Below are 18,645 nucleotides of genomic sequence, written 5' to 3'. Positions count from 1 at the left end.
AGACGGGATTCGACGTCCTCTCCCACCTCGAAGCTGTCGGCCAGCGATCCGGCAGAGCCGGTCCGGGGCGTTTCGGCGTCCTTCTCTTCTTGCGCTTGCCGCTGGGTCAGGGAGGTGATGGAGGCACTTAGCGGCCGGGTTTGCAGAATATTATCCTCGTCTTCTTCGACAGTTTTTTCCTCGAGCGTGTCTTGCGGCGCAGTGACACGTCGCATCGAATTCGAGGGGGTATCCGGTATGGGCATGGTCATCACCTGGCGGGCAACGCGGTCGGCTTCCTGCTCGTATTGGTCGTCTGCTGCCCCGACCGTCAGCTTGGGCTGCAGGCCGATAATCCCGCCTTGTGGCGTGAGGCGCCGGGCTCGAATCAATTGTGTCACACGCTGGTTGCCCAGTGTTCGTTGCAGTTGGAGAATGGGGGAGGAAATCCCACTCTGGAAAGGGCAAGGAGAAGGGGAACTCGGCGCATGCTGCACGATTCGCTGTTTTGTTCCCGGAGGTGACCTGGAGGATATTTGTTGAGACATAAACCCGAAACTCCTCTGGCGGCTATCCGCCATCGCCAATTCATAATCTAAAAATAGTCGATACGTTGGTAGTGTCAAGTTTTTAACGTGCGCGAATTGCGGTGAACCGTATGGGCGGTGACTTGTAGCCTGAGCGTGTTGGATACAAGTATTCCTGGGCGCCACTGGATCAAATATGTTCCCGGCCGCTCGAACCGATATTGCGTAATTTCATAATTGTAGTCGACAGCGGGGCCCTCGACGGTTCGGCCATCATATGACGATGGTGCCAGGGGATGCTCGCCTGGGGGCAGTGCCGTGGTCGAGAGAATGCCGTTCACGTACTCATCATGGACCGGCTTGGGACCCATGACATATAACAGTGAATCCGGGAGGACAGCCTCGCAAACATGAATGATATGGATAGGGTCACCTGTATGGATCGTGAAGCTTCGGGTGAGGATAGTGAGCCGGTAGCCGGCTACGAGAGCGCCCTTATCCGGAAATATCGGATAGCTTCGAGCGACCTCTTCGTCCTCGGCAGTGGCCGGAAGAATGCGGCCGTCCTCGCGAATGAACAGGCCCAGCTCACTGGCGGAATCCACTCTCGTCTCCTAAGGTCTTACGATCACATCGTCACCCTGCGTCGGCGATGGTCCCGCAGTTGTCGAAAATCCATTGACGGTACAGGCAGCCGGGCTTTTTTCTATCCGAAAAGAAATTTGAGTTCCCGGCCCGACGGTAATGATACGTTTGATCAGATAACCGGAGTCGGGGATTGCCTGCGGGGCGGGAACACCGCATGCAGGAGCCATAAAAATATCCAATTGATGCCTGTTGAAACTACCGTTGCCACCATGGTTGTCCGCCCGATCGGTAATCAGTGATCGTGACGATGTATGTCTGTCGTTCGGTATGGGAAATCCCGGCATGAACCCGCTATTGTTCGATGGGAATGGCGGCAGTCCGGCAAATGACCCGGTATGGTTAAATGAAAGACTTACCTGTTCGCTGTCCAATATCGTCGCCATGTCGGCATCGACACCGGTCGATGAACTGATTGTGATCGCGATCTCCATACCCACCTTGGTCGGCTCGTCAATCGGCTGGTGGAAGGGTCCATTCCGGACATTGACGGGCAGGGGGCATGGCGGCGGTGGGGGCGGAGGCGGAGGTTTGACTGGAGGTGGCTTGAATATCCATCGATAAAGCAGGTACAGGAGGAGCAGCAGCAGCAGTACGACGACCACCAGAATGACGATTCCCGCCCATAACGGAAGAACGTAGGCCACTCCGGCTATGAGAATAATAATGAGTCCTCCGATGATCTGAATCGGCGGTCCGGCAAAGGCCGGAGCCGGGCCCAGGAAGGAGGGCGTAACCTTGAAATCGCCCGCAATTTCCGAGATGCTGGCGACTATGCTGCCGCCGCTGCTGATGAAATTCCGGATGAGGCGGCCAATAAACTCTCTCATTCGGCTCAAGGTTCTCTGGGCAAATTCAACGATCTGATCGACAGGACTTTGGGCAAGCGAACGTACATACTCCACAATGCGACTTAGCGCGGCAGTCCATGCCTGAATCAAGGACTGGATGAAAGCGAGAACGGCTTGCGTTAACTGCGAGAAGCTCTGAATGACCTGGGTGACCTTACTTACAATAATTTCTATAGCCTGAGCGATTCGGGCCGCGATTTCCTGCATAATCTGTCCGGCTGTGGCAGCCAGCCGTTGAAAGATCAACACAGCGATTGAGGATGTCTGTTCCTCGAAAGACTGGATAATCACTCGATTGTTCTGAATAGCGTTCAAGCCGATTTCCCTGATTGCCGCAATGCTGTCGTCCATCGAGGCAGCTTTATTCTTCGCCGTCGGACCTGCTTCTCCGCCGCCAGCAGCAGGATCGACCGCTGAAGCCAATACCTCGAGGTGCTGCGCCTTGTTGGCTCGTATCTGCGCGAGCGTCTGTTGCTCCGCAGTGGAAATTGCCTGAGTCATCAATGCCTCCAGCTGGTTGAGCAGAGGTGTAATGGCACTGGACAAAACATTTTCCAAGGTTGAAACGATGAGATTCAATAGTTGATTCAGCGCCTGAAAGACCAATTGCATAATGCGCTGAATCGCCGATGAAGCGAGCGCGAGTGCCTGATCGATCAGTTGCCTGAAAATGCGCAAGAATGAACCCAGTAAATTCATTCCCATGTTGAAGGCCGAACGAACAAATCCAAGGATCTGCCCGACTGCGCCATTGACCACCCCAGCTGCCCGTCTCAAAAGATTTACCGCCGCGTCCCGTATCTGCGCGACACCAGGAAGATCCGGGAATGGTATGACGTTGATCACATCGACAATCTGGTTCGCGATCCCTCCGACTCTTTCCTGTACCGAAGCGGTAACGCTTTCGATAACCCCGTTTATTTCCTCGCGAAGTTCGTCGCTTTGCGCTTCCGCTGCTTGCAACGCGCTCATGATACCCATCTGGATCGCGCCGAGGGTTCGGGCCGACGCTGTGATAATTTCGGATTGCTTTGTGATGACAAGAGTCCGCACACCGGCGATAGATTTGGTTAGGAAGCCCGAGAGCTCTCGACGTACGCCAGAAAATTGTCCGCTTATCTGTTGCCGGCGCGTTGCCGCGCTTCGAGCGACCTGGGTTTCACTTTGCAGGCAATCGTTGTTGATGAGCTGCGCCTGTGCTATTGCGTGAGGCTTGAGGGGGGAATCTGGAGCAGCCGTAATCTGCCCCATCCCAGGAGATCCGGCGCCCCCCGGCTTTTCCGTGCCAATATCGGTCCGTAACGTCCCGGATGCAGAGCCGGCAACGACTTCCGGCGTTAGCTCGTTGCCACCTTTTGATGGCTGATGACTCGTGGCATCCGGGATTGCGAATGGAGCTGCATTCGGCACCGTGGGTTCCGATGACTCCCCAAGTTTTTTACCCTCCGCAGAGGTTGGCGAGTTGGAAGCCAGTAACGGTGAAGCATGCTGGCCTGCTGCCGGGCGCGCGGTGCCACTGCGTGAATCATGTGCTGGGATGCCACGCTCTGTCTGTCCAGTCCGACTTGCAATGCCGGCGCTTGTCATCGCCGATGCCTCAGCGGTAGGGTCATTCATGGTCTCCGGCGTGGGGAGATCCAGGCTGTCTCTCGGGATATCGGGTATATAAAATGAATGCGGAGATAACTGCGGACGATGTACAGTGGGTGCCTTCTCTTTTCTCCGCAGCGGCTGCGCGCCAGTTTGCTGCACTACATGCGTCAATTCATGTGCGGTAAGTTCCAGGTTGGTGGGACCATTCCCAGCACCAAAGAAGATGTCCAGGCCGTGAGTGAAGGCATGGGCGCCGATATCCCGGTTCATCTGGATGGCATTGCTGCCGGTATGGATGCGCACGTGGCCGAAGTCCATCCCGAACCGCGGTTCCATGTAAGTGCGCACGGAATCCGGTAGCGGATTGCCTTGCCCCTTGCTTTGAGCGAGCTGGGATGCGACATCGTCACCCGCCTCGAAGCTATCGGCCAGTGATCCGGCCGGCCTGGCCTGGATTGTTTCGGGTTCTTCTCCCGTTGCGGACCGGCGCCGCATTGGGTGGTAGGTTTCGGTTAAGAGTGCCGCTCGGATCCCCGGCTTCCCGTCTTTCGGCGCCTCGTTGGTTTTTTCGTCCTCAGCGGCTCTCTGTTTTTGAAGGGAAAGTGTGACCGATTTATTGAAAAGCCCCTGCAATAACTCGTCTTTTTCCTCTTCCAGGTCCTTTTTTTCTTCTATTGGTTCTTCCCTGCGCACCTGCCGTTGCATGAACGGAGTGATGGTAGCGGCCAGGGCCAGGGGCTTGCTTTGCAGAGTTTGGGTATGGCCGGCTTCTCCTTCTACCGGGAGCGCTTGCTGGAAGGATGCCATGGTCACCGAATCCGGCATGCTCACCACTTGGCGGGCGACGCGGTCGGCTTCCCGCTCATATGGGTCGTCAGCGGCGCCTACGGTAAGCTTGGACTGAAGGCCGGTAATCCGGCCTTCCGGAGTAAGGCGCTTGGTTTTGATCAACTGCGCTACACGCTGATTCCCCAAAGTTCGTTGCAGTTGAAGAATTGGATTGAATCCACCTTGAGATGACCGGGTGGAATTGGGGTGAGGCTCGCGGCGCTCGGTTCTCTGCTTTGCTTTTTCCGGTGATTCGGTCAGAAGGGGTTGGGACACGAGCGTTGGTTCCTTTGATACATTTGAGTGCAGCTACCTGCTATCTTTTCTCACCTATCCATGATTAATGGGAAACCTAGAAGTTGCGAAAGAATTCTTGATAATAGGCGTATGCCTGGTTAACGGCTCCCAATCGCAACGAAGTCCTTGGGCGGCACTCCGAAATCGCTTTCGGAAACGAGCTTGCCCATTTTCTGATACTCGCGCTGAGTTGCACGGATAAGGTGTTGCATGCCTACTATGCCATTATCATCCGCTGCCAGGAATGCGGCTGACAGGGCGATATTCCGGATGTTGCCGCCCGTAACGTGAAAACGTTTTGCCAGGAAAGCCATGTCCAGGTTCGGGTCGCGCGGCATCGCTTCCGGCCAGACAGCTTCCCAGATCCTGCGCCTATCGTCTTCGGCGGGGAAGGGAAATTCAACGGTAAAATGCAACCGCCGGACAAAAGCCTCATCCATGTTTTTGCGGAAGTTGCTTGCCAGTATGACAATGCCTTCGTGCTCCTCCATGCGCTGGAGCAGGTAGCCCGTCTCGATGTTGGCATAGCGATCGTGCGAATCCTTCACTTCGCTACGCTTGCCGAACAATGCATCCGCTTCATCGAAAAAAAGGATGGCATTCGAAGTTTCGGCTTCATCGAAAATCCGTGACAGGTTTTTTTCCGTCTCCCCGATGTACTTGCTTACTACTGTCGACAGGTCGATCTTGTAAAGATCCAGACCCAGTTCACCGGCGATGATGTCCGCAGACATGGTTTTACCCGTACCCGAGGGACCCGCAAAAAGCACGCAAAGTCCTTTGCCCATTGCCAGCTTCCGGTCAAAGCCCCACTCGCTATAAACACGATCCCGATATTTGACGTGGTTACAGATTTCCCGCAGCTGTTCGGTCCGATCCAGTGGCAGAACAATGTCATTCCATTGATACTTGGATGCGATTTTGTGAGCCAGCGCCGACAGCTTCTGATTGGAGTGCACGCGACAGGCCTCATAAAGGTCGCGCAGGGTGATGCGTTGCGAATCCGGATCGCGCCAGCGTGCAAGATTCCTGGCGGTAATCATGGCGTTCTCAATCTGACTGTGGGAAAACTTGAATTTGACGGCAAGTTCGGCGATATCATGCGGCTCGATACCGGTTTCGTATTCTTCCAGTGCGTTGCGCCATGTCTGTGCGCGCTGCATGAAGCTTGGCCGCGGAAGCGTAACGGTAAAATAAGTGATTCCGCGCAGCGCATGGGCTGACTCCAGTGTTGCATCGGCATCGACGAAAGCCAATGAGGGGCCGTGTTCCAGGTTCTGCATGAAAGTGATGAGCATGCCGCGGCGTTGTTCGCTATGCAATGCTTCCACACCTTTCCAGAAGAGCGCGGCGTGTTGCAGGCGAGCCTCGCGGTGAAGCAGGACCAGGGTCTTGCCGAATCCGGGCTCGGCTTCGGCCGCCAGCCGCTCCACATCGACCACCAGCAGGCGCTGATGCCTATGGCGGCATAGCGCCAGGGCGATACTCTGTTTATCCGTGACATGGGGACCTTGCAGGTGCATGACCACCATTGGCGAGTGCTGCATCTCGTTGGCAAAACGCATCAATCCCTCTTTGATGTCCGTATCCAACGGGAGTTGATCCAGGTCCTGATCCGAATCCGCCAGTTCCGTGAAGGAGCGAATACGCTCGTCAAGTCCTTCGGCGCCCAGCAGATATTGAACAATGCGATCATCCGCCTTAAGGAACCTGGACAGCAGAGGGGAGGGAAGATGGGGGGGCTCTTCGAGCAGCTCTATAAGCCGGAAGCGTACCAACGGGGCTTCCGGTGAGAATCGCTGCCTGGCATCGACGCTCAGTTCCAGTGAAGGCGCCAGTAGATTGAGTGCCAGCTCGATGCCGGGTTTTTTCCTGGCGACATCATCCTGCAGATATGCATAAAGCCTTTCATAGCGCAGATCCAATTCCACCGCCATGCAGATCAGCAAGGCATCAAGGTCGAACCGGGTCAGTTCAAAGAACTGCCGGAGCCGCTCAAGCCTCAGCTCGATTCCTTTGCTCAAGCTTTCCTGCTTGCACGCGCTTATCCGATGCTCAAGCTGGCTTAGCTCGGATGGATCGGCCGGCCCCCCGGACTGTGGCATGAGCCATTGCGGCATCCCGAGCGGCTTGCGGAGCAGCCCATCAACCTCCTGTTCGGAAATATACAAGCCTCGGAACTGCTCGTCTTCGGCTTGCAATTTACAGCGGCGAGCAATCTGCAGGCGAATGAGCAGATCGATGCGCTCCATCTCGGCGAGGAGGTGTGCCAACGAGTCTTTGAAGGCAGGCATGAGCTCTCTATCTATCTGAGCGGATCAGGCTCAATTATGAGCCGCAATTAATAGGAGATTTCCACGGCAACGAGCGATACCCTGATGTAACCCGTGCTCCTGATATCGAGCGAGAGCGTGTTGCACTCGGCATCGAGATCCCCTGCCTTGATTTCGTAAGTACTGTCATAAGGTCCGCTACCTATTTCCTCCTCCACCAGTCTGTTGGCCGCATCGTCCCTGCCACCGATATGCTTCTTGTTGGCGGCATCCCAACCACCTCTGAATAGCGTGATTTTCATCTTTTTCTCGTTTTCCTGGCCGGCGACTCTCAGCCGATGGACACGCGTGACACCAGGTGGCAACGGGATCGCCATCGTCCCGCCCGCGCCCTTGGTATTGGCTTTTCCGTCAAAATCCCTATGCGCTCTCGCTTCCGTGGCGCCGACTCTAAAAGGTGGAGGAGGGGGCTCCACTTTGGGGTCGGTGTCCTGCGGAATTGTAATGGGGCGAAAGGCCACCCGCAGCCAACCCTTGCGCAAACCGGGATCCAACGCAACGGCGGTTACCGAGCCCGGCGAAAGCACGATACGCAATTGGCGCCGGGTGGCGGTACTGATCGATTCCGCTTTCAGCTTGCCGTGTTCGTCGAGTTGAACTGTTGCCAGTACTACGGCGGCTTCTTCAATGCCCGTCGAAGCAGCCAGTACCCCATAGCATTCGATGCGCGACCGGTCTCGAGAGGGCTGTTCCGTTTCGTAACTCACGGTGATCTGCAGCAGGGAAGAGGGGGGAAAGGCGGAAAGCTCGAGGATTTCAGCCTGATTGATGGCAATTTCGCGGCCTTTGCCATCAATGGCAAAACCAGGGCTGATGCTGATCGTCGAGTCGCTGGCGCGCGTTACGTCCAGTCCGCGCAAAACTCCCGATCCATGGAGATAGAGGCTATGACGTGCGCGTTCATTCGCATGATATTTCTGCTCGTCGATGAAGTCGTTTGCATCCAGCAATTGTCCCTGGAAATAGGCTGGTTTCTTACTGATAAGTTGTTTTTTACGCATTTTGGTTCTCCCCTGGCGGGTATCCTTCCCGATCAAGCATTGTTGTCATAGAAAATCACGCTGTGTGCGTACCCGTTTCGTCCGGCGAAGAAAAGCGCAACCGCAGGTCATAGGTCGTATGGCCTGGTTTTGCGAAATCGATGATCGCTCGGACCCGTTGCTCGAATTCATGATGCGATTCCGTGATTTTTGACCCGGAATTCTGTCGGCCTGCATCAATGGCGACGCGGAACCAAAATGGCCGTTCGCCCCCAAGCAGCGTGTCTTCGCCGATTTTGGCCTGTCCGATTACCAATCCTTGTATGGGCTCGTCATCGATTGTCACTTCTGATATTTCATCAAAACAGATTTTTAATAACTGTTCCAGGTAGGTGCGCGTTCCACGCCTGCCATAAAGCGGGGCAATACGCGAAATAATGATTCTGAGCTGCTCGGGCGTGAATAGCGCGTGCGGTGTGAACGCAACCCAGGTCGCCAGCCAGGGCAGAAACCGGTCTGGCGTCTTTTCAATGGTGAAGGGTGCTGCGTCGTCATTGCCCAGTGGGGAAAACAGGCCCGGTATCGTTTCGATTTGCTGCTCAATCCCGGGCAGCTCCCGACCGTCGCCGTGGAAGAGCGTTTCCTCGAAGATCCCCAGCAGCCGACGCAGGTGTCCGGCGGAATCCGAAGCCCGGTAAATAGCGGGCAGATTGTCCAGCAGGCGCGTACTCACCTCACGCATCGGCGCCCCCTCTGCTTTGGGTATCGATGGTCCTGATATCCTCCGCGGCCACGCTTACGCGCAAAAGTTCCCATGGCTTGAGCAGGATGGAAACGAGCCGGCCGCTATCATTGCGCAGCAGGCGCTCCGACCCGAGGTACCGGGGCCCGCCGAGCAATGTATCAACACCGATGGTGGAGCGGAGTCCTACCTGTATGCCCAGCGCGGACTCCGGCAGTGCCAGATTCTCTTCGTTACTACTCATCTGGAGAATGGTGACATCACCCACGTAGTCGACACCCGTGGTTGCATCAATGGTTTCGATCAGTTCTGATATATGCAAGGGCCTGCCAAAGGGCCAGCCTTTGCCTTCCGGCCCTTGTCCAGATTCCGAACCAAATTGCCGCTGCAAGGCATCCCTCAATCTATTCGATAATTGCTCCATTTGTTGGCCGGCCTTGGGTGCAAGACTCAACCCGATGGCAAGGCATAGGTACGCAGGCGCAACGACATGGACCCGTGTGGTCAGCAGACGCCGCGACAATAACTCATCCTTTACCTTCTCGCGCAAGCTCGCTGCCGCGTCGTCCGTGAGTTTCTTCCCAGGCACGACCACGATGCTGACGTGGGCTGGCCCGGAGCCTGCAAGCGGATTCTCGAGGTTGACCGATGGCACGCAAAGCGTTCGGATTGGCCATTCCGCTCCCAAGTGGTTGCGAGCGATCTTGTTCGCAATTCGCTCGTAGTCCTTAACGGTGACGGCGCATTCGTTGTGCTTCAGGCTGCCAACCAGATAACCGATTGCGTTATCAAGCTCATCGGGTCCGGCCATTACAACCGCACAGTCGATTTCTTTTTCGAGATCAGCGGAATGAGCTTCATTGAGCGTTTTCCAGCCTTCCCACCTGGCGCCCATCAGCAACCTCAGAAACTTTAATTTATTGTCCCGGCTCAAGCCTTCCCAGTTTGCGCCCTTCAGTAATTTCAGGAACTGTGACTTGCTTGCCGGAGTAACGCGGCCCAACCGGTAAACCAGCATCTCTGTGAAATACGCGAGCAGCTCGATGAGCGTAATGCCGGGATCCGATGGATTATGATTAGTCCATTCAGGGGCGATCGTCGGCAATAGCGAAAGACCTTCGCTCAAGAGATCGTCGTAGGTCCGGTCATCAAGATTCGGCATCAGCATATTCATGATGACAAGCTCCGCCAGATTTTTTCAGGGTGGCTCGGCCAGCCAGTCTGGCGGCCAGCCGCCTCTTTACAAACTTTGCCTCCATTCACCCAGAGGCGCTGATCATTCCGACCGGTGGTAAACAATCGTTTCAACATAACCGGATCTCATGCTTGCCGGAACAAATAAGAAAAGTCCCCGTCGACAGCAATCCCGGGCGCTCCTCATCGCTTCGCAATTCCAATGTGCGGATATAATCCAAGCCTTCGACTGCCCCGAGCAAAGGATAGAGATCGGAGGCATGTGGCCGCTCTCCGAATTGCCACCCGTTACCCTCTGGGCCACCCGTAAGCGGGTGAAGAAAATCGGTTAGGCGTTTCTCACACTCAACCAGGGCACCCGCCGCGGAGTGGTCCGCCTTCCATGAGATCTCGACCACGGCGTTGATGGCGACGTATTCCGGTCCCAGTACGATCAAGTCCACTCCGATGGGCTGCCGGACATCGAGAAACGCCTTCACATTCTTAACTAGTTCGAACGAAGGCTGTGGCCGCGGCTCTTTGCCGTTATCATGGGGCACGATGACTACACTGACAACGCCGGGTTTGACCTCTCTCTCCAGGGGATCGTCCAGCAGATCGCGTGCTGCGACACAACGGGCATAGGCCACTTCGGGCGATGCCTTGCGCGCGAGATCCGCGTAATCATCGATGCAGACGGCTCGATCTCTATGCCTGATCTGGGCATTCGCTCTCAGGCTCAGTGAATCCGGATTCTCTTGATCCTGGCCGCCCGTCGCCGCCTCGGGATTGAATACCGATTCGACATAGGGGACGGTCGTGTGCAGGCGGGTGATAGTGCCGGCGGGCCGGTTGCCTTGCCTGCCCCCACCCGCGTGGTATTCACGCAAGCGAATATTATTGGCCCCAGGCGGCGGGATGCGCCCATGCCTGCCATCGCCGAAACGGATGTGGCCTGTGAGACGATCGACGATAAAGTCACGTGAATGTGAATCGGAGCCGGAAAAATCATCGACCTCATGCCAGCGTGTCCATGCTTCCGCAACCGGTGGAGGCATTTTGAACGAGCTTGCGCCGTGCCGAGGTCCTGTGTTTAAAACAGTTTCTACCGGGTTATTACTTTTTTCATCCGGCTCGCGCACCTCCAGCATCAACTGGCCAATTATGGGGGTGTGTAATGCATGAAAGACCTGTCCAAGCCTGCCATTGCTCGATCCCAAAAGCTCGTTGTCCAGCCGCATCGTCTGCGACGCGAGAACGGTGTTGACCAGCAGCCTCCTCGGGCAGGGTGGCTGATCTTCCGTCTTTTGGCGATCCCAGATAATCCGTAGCCAGAAGCATTTCTGATCGAGTGCCGAGTGATTCCATAGGGATATGCCGCCGGGTACGCGCACTTCAACAATGCCGGGATTGCGGAATCCCTGCGTGAGGTCATCGACGGCACATTCAAGCCAGCCAGTCGCACCCCGCGCTTGCCAGCGTGGCCCAGCCTCTGACTGCATCCCCGTTTCACGGCTGAATATGCGTCTGCCATCATCGCACGGGGCGCTGTAAAAACTGATGGTTCGGCCCGCCAATTCCGCGCCTGGGATTTTCTTTAGGTCTGGATTCTTTGTGCCGGGAGTTTGCAGACCAAGATAAAGTACAATGCCCTTCTCTCCGTGGAGAGGGAACGGAACAAATGGCAGTGCTGGTGCCGTGCCAATTTTCGTATATTCGAAATTACTTTGGACCACCAAATATTCGGGTTGCGCAGGGCCAAACTCCTTATTGGATGTGAGCTGTATTTGCGCGATCGAAGGTGGAGCAAGGGGAGGCAGTGGTTCGTTTGTAATCGGCGGGTCGCCAACAGTGTAGTGACCACCGGCCATCCGCGCGCGGATGCAGCCACCTTTCACCCCATTTATTATTGCCGGAGCAGCATCTCCCGGTACAGAAAAAATAAGTTTTCCGTCCTGCGTAAGCGCCCGGGTATTGTCCACGCAGTCCAGTGTTACCCAGCCATGGGAGGTATGGCAATCCCACCGGAGCTGGGGGTTGCCTTTGCTGCTTACAACAGGAATGGGAGAATCTTTCGCACCGGGAGGGTTGGTAAGCTTGATGGCGAGCTCGATCTGCGTTCCTCCCGCAGCGAAGTTCTCCGAAAAAGCATAAAATACATCGCCGAAGCGCGGTCTCTCTCCCAGCGGGAAAAAGTCCCGGCTTAAATCGAGCGGAATGCCGCCGTGGAATGCATTCTTTATTGGTGCCGCCGCAACCCTGGCAAGTGCCGATAGCTCGATCCTCACAATGGATATCGAGTATTTGTTCGCACCACCAGAAACCGGTGAGATTCTATTTTTGGGTTGTAAACGGCAAGTCAACCAAGGTAGCGCCTGGGAATCAATGGCGTAGTCCGGCCACTTTTCCGGGGGCTTGAATACCAACTCGCCGCTTTGCGTGAGTCCCGCCGTCGTATCGAGTTCGGGCTTGAGTAACTTAAAGCCGGCTTCTGAATGAATTCCCCACTCGATTTCGATATCCGGAGATAACTCACCCGCATATTCAAGCTCGATCTTGAGCCGCAACTCGGTGAGAGCCGTAACGCCGATAATATCGCGTTGAGCAATATGCAATGCGCGTTCCATGGGAATTGGGTTTGCAAAGAGCGACATATGAGAGAAGCCCGCGACAGGGGTAGGGGCTCCCATGCCGCTGACATCGGCATAGACCAGCCGTTGCGTATCAATAGCCACCGCACGCTCCAGTTCTGCCTGTACCAACGGTAAATCCTTGGAAGTTTCAAACACCACCATTCCGGATCCGTTTTGCGCGGGCGCCGAGACTTGAGTGGACTTCGGCACTACAGCTGCGAATCCCTGGGTTGATTCGACAGGCTTGAAAGTGAGCGGTACCCGCGCGGGGACAGCGGGAGCAGGTGTCGCACCCAGCATCGCGATAAAAGCCTGACGATGGCTTTCGGGTATCCGGTTAAGGCGCTCCAGCAATATTTCGCTATAGCGTGCGAACACATTTACCAGCGCATCTTTCAGCGGGTCGGCGCCAGCTGGCGAGAAGCGGTTCTCTTCGAGTTTTTTTGTCACCCGGGCGGCGATTTCCTTCTCCGAACAGGAATCTTCCCGGATCAATGGCGGTTTAATGGTATTCATGCGAGAGGTCTGTCAAGATAAAACGGATAGACCAGGTTAAAGCGAGTGTCGGTAGTCCGGACCCGGTAATCGATCGAGATCATCAGCCGCTCACCCCGGTCTCCTCCGCTCGATGTTTCCACGCTCAATACTTCTATTCTGGGTTCCCAGTTCTGCAGCGATTCGCGTACTTCAAGTTTGACCAATGCCTGGGTCGTGGTGTTATTGACAGCAAATACCAATTCACTGATTCCGCAGCCGAAGGTGGGGCGCATGACTCGTTCACCCTTGGCGGTCGACAGGATGATCAGGATGGATTGACGCACGCTTTCCTCATACTCGGCAACGGCAATGTGCGCCAGCGGTGCTTGCGAACCCTCTTCCGGTATCACCGGAAAACCCCAGCCGACGCCAAGAACGGGTATTGCCATCATCTTTTTCCTTTACTTCATCTGATCGTTGCCAGCGATCTCGATAGCGGAACCAAAAGTAATCTCATTCAGCGATTCGGTTACGCAGTCATTCGATTAGTTAATATTGACCAATGTCCCCTTGATGTTGACCTGCGCGTTCGCCGAGATGTCCACATTAGCCTGGGCTTTCAACTCAATCCCGACCGCGCTCAACTTGATGTTTCCGGTTTGAGACGTGATTTCGATGTCTCCCGTCGCCTCCACCAGAATCTTGTTTCCTGATGTACAAATCACAATCTTGTTGTTACCGCTCTTATCGATAATCTCGATACTTTCGCTTCCCGATTTATCGCATAGTCGCATAACATGTCCGCTGCGCGACTTGATGCTACGGTTGTCATTTGATCCATCCGAATTGCTTTCGTGTGGCTGGTCTTTGCCATTCCAGAGCGAACCCACCACATAGGGGTGTTCGATACTGCCATGCTCGAAGGCGACCAGGACTTCATCGTCAACTTCAGGCAGGAAATAAATACCGCGGCCGTTTCCAGCCATGGGATTTGCCACCCGCGCCCAGTTGCTTTCGTCGTTCTGATTCAGCCAGGGGAAGCGCACCTTGACGCGATGCATATTGTCCGGATCGCGGTTATTCGTCACGATGCCGACTACAACACCGTAACATTTGCCATCGGGATCGTAGGTGGCCAACATGCTGCGTAGCAGTTCGTTATGCATCATGTCGCGTTCCTCAGTGCGGAAAAGGCCGTACGGTATCCCTTGCGCATGGAAAAACGATGCTCGGTGGAACATAGATAATACAAGCCGCTAAACCGTTCGCCGATCCCTTCGACCTTGACCACAGTTCCCGCTCGTAACCGGGGATCGCCGATACATATGCCTTCCGCCCTGATGTAGCCGAGGGCCATTTCCGCGAATCCCTGCTTTGCCATTTGGTCCGCCTCTTCCTGGCTCTGAACGGGCATTGTGACCCGTGTACTGCCGGTGCTGGAAAACAGCTTCTGAACATTCGCCGGACCTGTGACCGTCCCTCCCATCTTTGTGGATTCATCCCCTGCGGCCGAACTGGCGACGATTTCCTTTTTGTCCTTCGGGTTCCAGCCGCGTACCGTAAACTCTTTCACCTGGCCCATAGTTGTCATGCGAGGGCGGAATTCGAGCAGTTCAATGTTCAATCTCAGATCAACCGCGGCATTTTTCTCAATCTTGCGCGGGCGGAATAGCAACGAGTTATCCTCCACCACTGCTTCGTATTCGATGCGCCGCGCGCGCGCGAGCAAAAACTCGAGATCTGTCTGGTTATGCTGCAACACATAAGGCAGCACAACCTTGCTGTCATCTACCTCCGGTTTCAATCCCGCCTCGCGTGCCAACTGGCTTGCTATATCGCTGTCCTTGAGATTGGTGAACGACCGGGTCTTGCGCTCACGCATCAATTTGTGCCGGCGGTCATAACCGCGCACGGTGAAGGTGGGCGGGCGTGCCTCGGCGAATTCGGGCTCAAGCCCTGTAATCTCGCCGCTGAATAAAGTCTTTAATTGGTTGTGGTATCCCATTTCGATCTTGACCGGATTGCCTTCCCGGAAAAGTTTATGGTCTATCCATTTTACTTTCACCTCGGCCGCATCCCATGCGGAAAGTGTAATGGCAAACATGCTCATTGCATCGACATCATCCAGCACATTAAGGGAAATCAAGTCGGCGGTAATGGCATCAATGGGAACCTGGGAGCCGTTAATGTATATGCCGAACTCCGGTGTGAGCGTTTCGAATTCGTCCCTGGCGGCCATAAATATCTACCTGTTCAAGCGCTGCGCAACGCTGGCAATACCAGCACGGTACCGGGATATAACTTTGTTGGATCATCGATCCCGTTGGCTTGGGCGATGGGCCGCCATTTACGCGGGTCACCATATTCTTTCATGGCGATGGAGGCCAGCGTCTGGCCGCGTTTTATCACCCAGACCTTGGCCACATCGGGTGACATCAAATTCTGCTCTTTTAAATCTGTCTCATTCGGCGTCCATGCCTTGAAGGTACACGTTGCGGTTGCGCGTACCGGCGTGCCATCCTCCATGAAAAGATTGAACTTGAGCACCAGGTTCTCCAATACACCTTGAAAAAATCCGTGCTCGTTGCCCATGTTGCCCCAGGTAAGCCTGCAGACGGGCGGCCGGTGCTTCTCGCTGATAACCTTGGTCAGCTTAATCAGCTTGTCCGTGATTAACCGGACGCTTTTCTTTACCTTGTCGGGGCTGTCGTAGGTATCCAGAAATAATTCGATATTAAGAGTGCTGGGCTCAATGGCGCCGGTATGCTGCAATTCCGGGGAGTCGCGCTTGGTGACCGCCTGAGGCGGCCAGGCAACAGTACGGGTGATCGTAAAGATATTAGGATTGAACATCTTCACGTCATTATTTTTGGAATCCATGTTACAGACGATCTTATTTGCCGAATTATTGGGATTGAACTGAGGAAGCCCCGCGCCTGGCTCTTCAGTGAGAATTTCCAGTTTTTCTAAGGCCATTTTGCGAGTCCTCGTCTTTCCTGCTCAATCACAAGCCGCTCTGCCATTATTCGCCAGGCATGCTCGGCAATCTCATCAGAATCCGGCTGCCCCGAGGGAAACGCAGCAGTGGGAGACGCCTCTCGGGGAAGGGCGTCGCTCACCTGGCGTGATATTTCATTCGGCGCAGGTACCACACCGTAGCGATCTTCCGGTGTAGCGGGGTAAGAGAAATGGGTTGCAGTGGCGGTTGTGTCGCCGGATGCGCGCATGAGTTGGGCTGGCGCTCGCCGCATCACCGCCAGTGGCCATTCTGCAGCTTCATGGGTCCATTTACTCGACGTGCCAAGATTGCCCTGAAAGGATTGAGTCTCATGCCGGCTGCCGGATACATGGGCACCAGCGGTAAATAGGGTGCCTGTATTGGCCGTGCTCATGGGCTGCCGGTTGATTGGCCATGGAGTTGTCCGGTCCAATGTAGCATGCGAGAGGGGCAGAGGGACAGGATTCAGGTTTTTCATTAAACGCCGCAGCACAGGCGGAGTTCCTATGGCACTTTCCATAAGATCTGGAATTGCGGGAGAGGTATGACCCACGGCGGCAGCTGACGTGGCCACGGCGGAACCGGTCGCGGCAGCATCAGGAGCCCGATAGTCAGGAGTCCTATAGGCTCGCATATCATTGCCTGTGGTGAGAACCGGCGTGTTACCGGCCATGAGGTGTTCCCGGCCGTGAATCGTCAAGGGTAGCGAAGCAGTGCCTGACGGCTCATCGGCGTATCCGATAGACTGATCCGTGCGCTGAGCCGTGCCGGTAGTTGCAGGTGCTATGGCCCGGATCGCCAAAGCATGGGCACTCGGGGTATTGGCCCGGCGTAATGCCAGAGCGGGAGCGTTATAACGGTGCCAAGGCTGCGGTGGTAAATAACCGTCCGGAGCAATCCCTTCAGACGGCGACGGTGATCTTGAGATCCGCGTGGACATTGCCGCATCGTGCGAGGCGATGTTAAAGAAAGGATCATGCCCGATGTGCGGACGTGCGAAGGACCGATTCACTTGCGGCGCTGCGTCCCTTGCGTTGGGGATTGAGACAATGTGGTTTGCGGCTGCAGTACCGGTTTGTTGCGCGATTGTTTTGTGAAGCGTCAAGAGATTGTCGTGGCGGTGCATCAGGAAAGGGGAGGCGTGAATGCCCGGTGCGGTTACCCTGGATGCGCGCTGCAATTCGTGGTTGCGGAGTATCGGCAATCCATCCCGAATCTGGTGGTGCCGAGGCGCAGGATGCCAATAGCCATCCCATGGTTGTGCCGAGGCTGACCTGAGTACTGAGTCAGACTGGAGCATCGGCCGGATCGGTAGCGCGCTGCGATGTATCTCAGCTATCTTCGGTTCACCTTGAAGATCGTGTGTTATCAAACTTGCATCAGGCTCCGGTCCTGCGGCGGTTGCAGTGATGGCGGGTGAAACCTTGATTGAGTGGCTTAACGTGAGATGGGAGCTGTCCATAGCAGTCCGGTTAGACTGTGCAATGCCATGCCCCGCAGGGGTGGCGGAAGACGTATCACTTTGGCCATATTCATGGCTTTCCATTGGCGCAAACCCAGCCTCCGATATTCCGCCTGTCAAGCTTCTTCTACTGATCGCTTTAGAGAGTGCTTGATAATTGACAGAGGGCCGGCCTGGTCTTGATGGCATGTCTATCGCCCGCTCTGCGCGGCTGTTTTGCGATTGGCGTGCGATTGCCATTGAGCTCATCTTCAGCGGCAATCGCTGACCTGGTTCTACATCAGCCGGATGCTGATGCAAGGATATCGGCCGCCGTTGGGCCAGCGAGCGGGGCGGACTCCCGCCGGGCAAAAAATCTGATTTGGAAGATACTGATCCAGCCGCGGTTTCCGGTATGAAAGAACGCGCGGGAACAGATTCCTTCGGGCCTTCAGTACCGCTGTGGGAATAATCATGAACCTCGGCAGGGGGATGGCCGACCGGAATCTCAGTCACTTGCGTACGTCCGGATAACACTACATTTCTGGCGATGTATCCTGAGGGTTCTATCCTTGATGGATCGTGCCTTGTGCCGGCTGCACTGATGGAATCCATCGCGCTGCCGGAGGTAAACGCATCCTTCGATACCGCGGGGGTAATGAGGCGACTCATCGCAGCAGTGGCAGCAGGTGCGGTGGAAGCGTGTCCTTCCGGCACTGCTACGTGCCGCTGCACCATGGCGGGATTCCGATAGCCACCTCCAGACGTGAGCGAAGGTATGCCGGTAGCATGGTTTGTTGTCGCATTCCCGGATGCGATGCCAACGGAAGCCACCTGCCTCATGGGCATCCGTTCATGTGGCGCGGTTCGCGCATGATCAATCCCATCTCTGGGCGCTCTATGACGATCGAACCCAAAAACGAATTGGGGCTTTGTAGCGTCAAATATGGTTTGGTTGACTTGGCGACGAATTAATCTGGCTGCAAACGACGCATGCCTGTCATAGGTTGTTACCAACCCATTTTTCTGCCCCTGAGCAAGGGGTATTCTGGCCGTTGGACCCGTGGCCATGTGCTGTTTCCAAGTTGAAAAGCCAAGCGACCCGGGATCATTCCAGGCAACAGTATTAGCGGGGATTTGCGAATCAT

The 18,645-nt window shown here is 55.4% G+C and carries 13 protein-coding genes; all 13 read right to left on the bottom strand.

The features are described 5' to 3' along the window. The coding region (locus SQ11_RS10150) for a hypothetical protein (protein WP_198140839.1) at positions 1 to 527 on the bottom strand (527 nt) is incomplete at its 3' end. A 74-nt stretch (positions 528 to 601) separates the two neighbouring features. Further along, positions 602 to 1,111, bottom strand: coding sequence for a hypothetical protein (locus SQ11_RS10145; protein WP_041514055.1), 510 nt, complete (start codon positions 1,109 to 1,111; stop codon positions 602 to 604). A gap of 9 nt (positions 1,112 to 1,120) precedes the next feature. Continuing rightward, positions 1,121 to 4,699: a DUF4157 domain-containing protein gene (locus tag SQ11_RS10140; RefSeq protein ID WP_041514054.1), complete on the bottom strand. Its 3,579-nt coding sequence runs from the start codon at positions 4,697 to 4,699 to the stop codon at positions 1,121 to 1,123. Positions 4,700 to 4,818: 119 nt separating this feature from the next. Then, positions 4,819 to 7,014, bottom strand: a complete 2,196-nt coding sequence (locus tag SQ11_RS10135) for an ATP-binding protein (RefSeq protein ID WP_041514053.1) — start codon at positions 7,012 to 7,014, stop codon at positions 4,819 to 4,821. A 47-nt stretch (positions 7,015 to 7,061) separates the two neighbouring features. Further along, on the bottom strand, positions 7,062 to 8,054 hold the full coding sequence (locus SQ11_RS10130) for a hypothetical protein (protein WP_041514052.1): 993 nt from the start codon (positions 8,052 to 8,054) through the stop codon (positions 7,062 to 7,064). Positions 8,055 to 8,109: 55 nt separating this feature from the next. After that, the gene (locus SQ11_RS10125; protein WP_041514051.1) at positions 8,110 to 8,775 is read right to left on the bottom strand and encodes a phage tail protein; all 666 of its coding nucleotides are present in this window, start codon (positions 8,773 to 8,775) and stop codon (positions 8,110 to 8,112) included. After that, positions 8,768 to 9,949, bottom strand: a complete 1,182-nt coding sequence (locus SQ11_RS10120) for a hypothetical protein (RefSeq protein WP_041514050.1) — start codon at positions 9,947 to 9,949, stop codon at positions 8,768 to 8,770. Before SQ11_RS10120 ends, SQ11_RS10125 begins: the two co-directional genes overlap by 8 nt. A gap of 130 nt (positions 9,950 to 10,079) precedes the next feature. Next, positions 10,080 to 13,097 carry a putative baseplate assembly protein gene (locus SQ11_RS10115; protein ID WP_041514049.1) on the bottom strand — a complete coding sequence of 1,006 codons (3,018 nt, stop codon included), beginning with the start codon at positions 13,095 to 13,097 and terminating at the stop codon, positions 10,080 to 10,082. Continuing rightward, on the bottom strand, positions 13,094 to 13,510 hold the full coding sequence (locus tag SQ11_RS10110; protein ID WP_198140838.1) for a GPW/gp25 family protein: 417 nt from the start codon (positions 13,508 to 13,510) through the stop codon (positions 13,094 to 13,096). The genes SQ11_RS10115 and SQ11_RS10110 overlap by 4 nt, the downstream gene beginning before the upstream one ends. Positions 13,511 to 13,603: 93 nt before the next feature. After that, a complete protein-coding gene (locus SQ11_RS10105) occupies positions 13,604 to 14,227 on the bottom strand; it encodes a phage baseplate assembly protein V (RefSeq protein ID WP_052494157.1) in 624 nt (207 codons plus the stop codon). Then, a complete protein-coding gene (locus SQ11_RS10100; protein WP_041514047.1) occupies positions 14,224 to 15,297 on the bottom strand; it encodes a phage late control D family protein in 1,074 nt (357 codons plus the stop codon). Before SQ11_RS10100 ends, SQ11_RS10105 begins: the two co-directional genes overlap by 4 nt. A 14-nt stretch (positions 15,298 to 15,311) precedes the next feature. Further along, complete coding sequence (locus SQ11_RS10095) at positions 15,312 to 16,034, bottom strand: LysM peptidoglycan-binding domain-containing protein (RefSeq protein WP_052494156.1); 723 nt, start codon at positions 16,032 to 16,034, stop codon at positions 15,312 to 15,314. Then, positions 16,025 to 18,568 (bottom strand): hypothetical protein, encoded by a 2,544-nt coding sequence (locus tag SQ11_RS10090; RefSeq protein WP_041514046.1) that lies wholly within the window; start codon positions 18,566 to 18,568, stop codon positions 16,025 to 16,027. Before SQ11_RS10090 ends, SQ11_RS10095 begins: the two co-directional genes overlap by 10 nt. Between the last annotated feature and the right edge of the window lie 77 nt (positions 18,569 to 18,645).

Source organism: Nitrosospira sp. NpAV (genome assembly GCF_000832065.1).
In the GTDB taxonomy this organism is placed as follows: Bacteria; Pseudomonadota; Gammaproteobacteria; order Burkholderiales; family Nitrosomonadaceae; genus Nitrosospira.
Note: the sequence above shows the minus strand (reverse complement) of the source record. Positions and strands in the feature narration are given on the sequence as shown.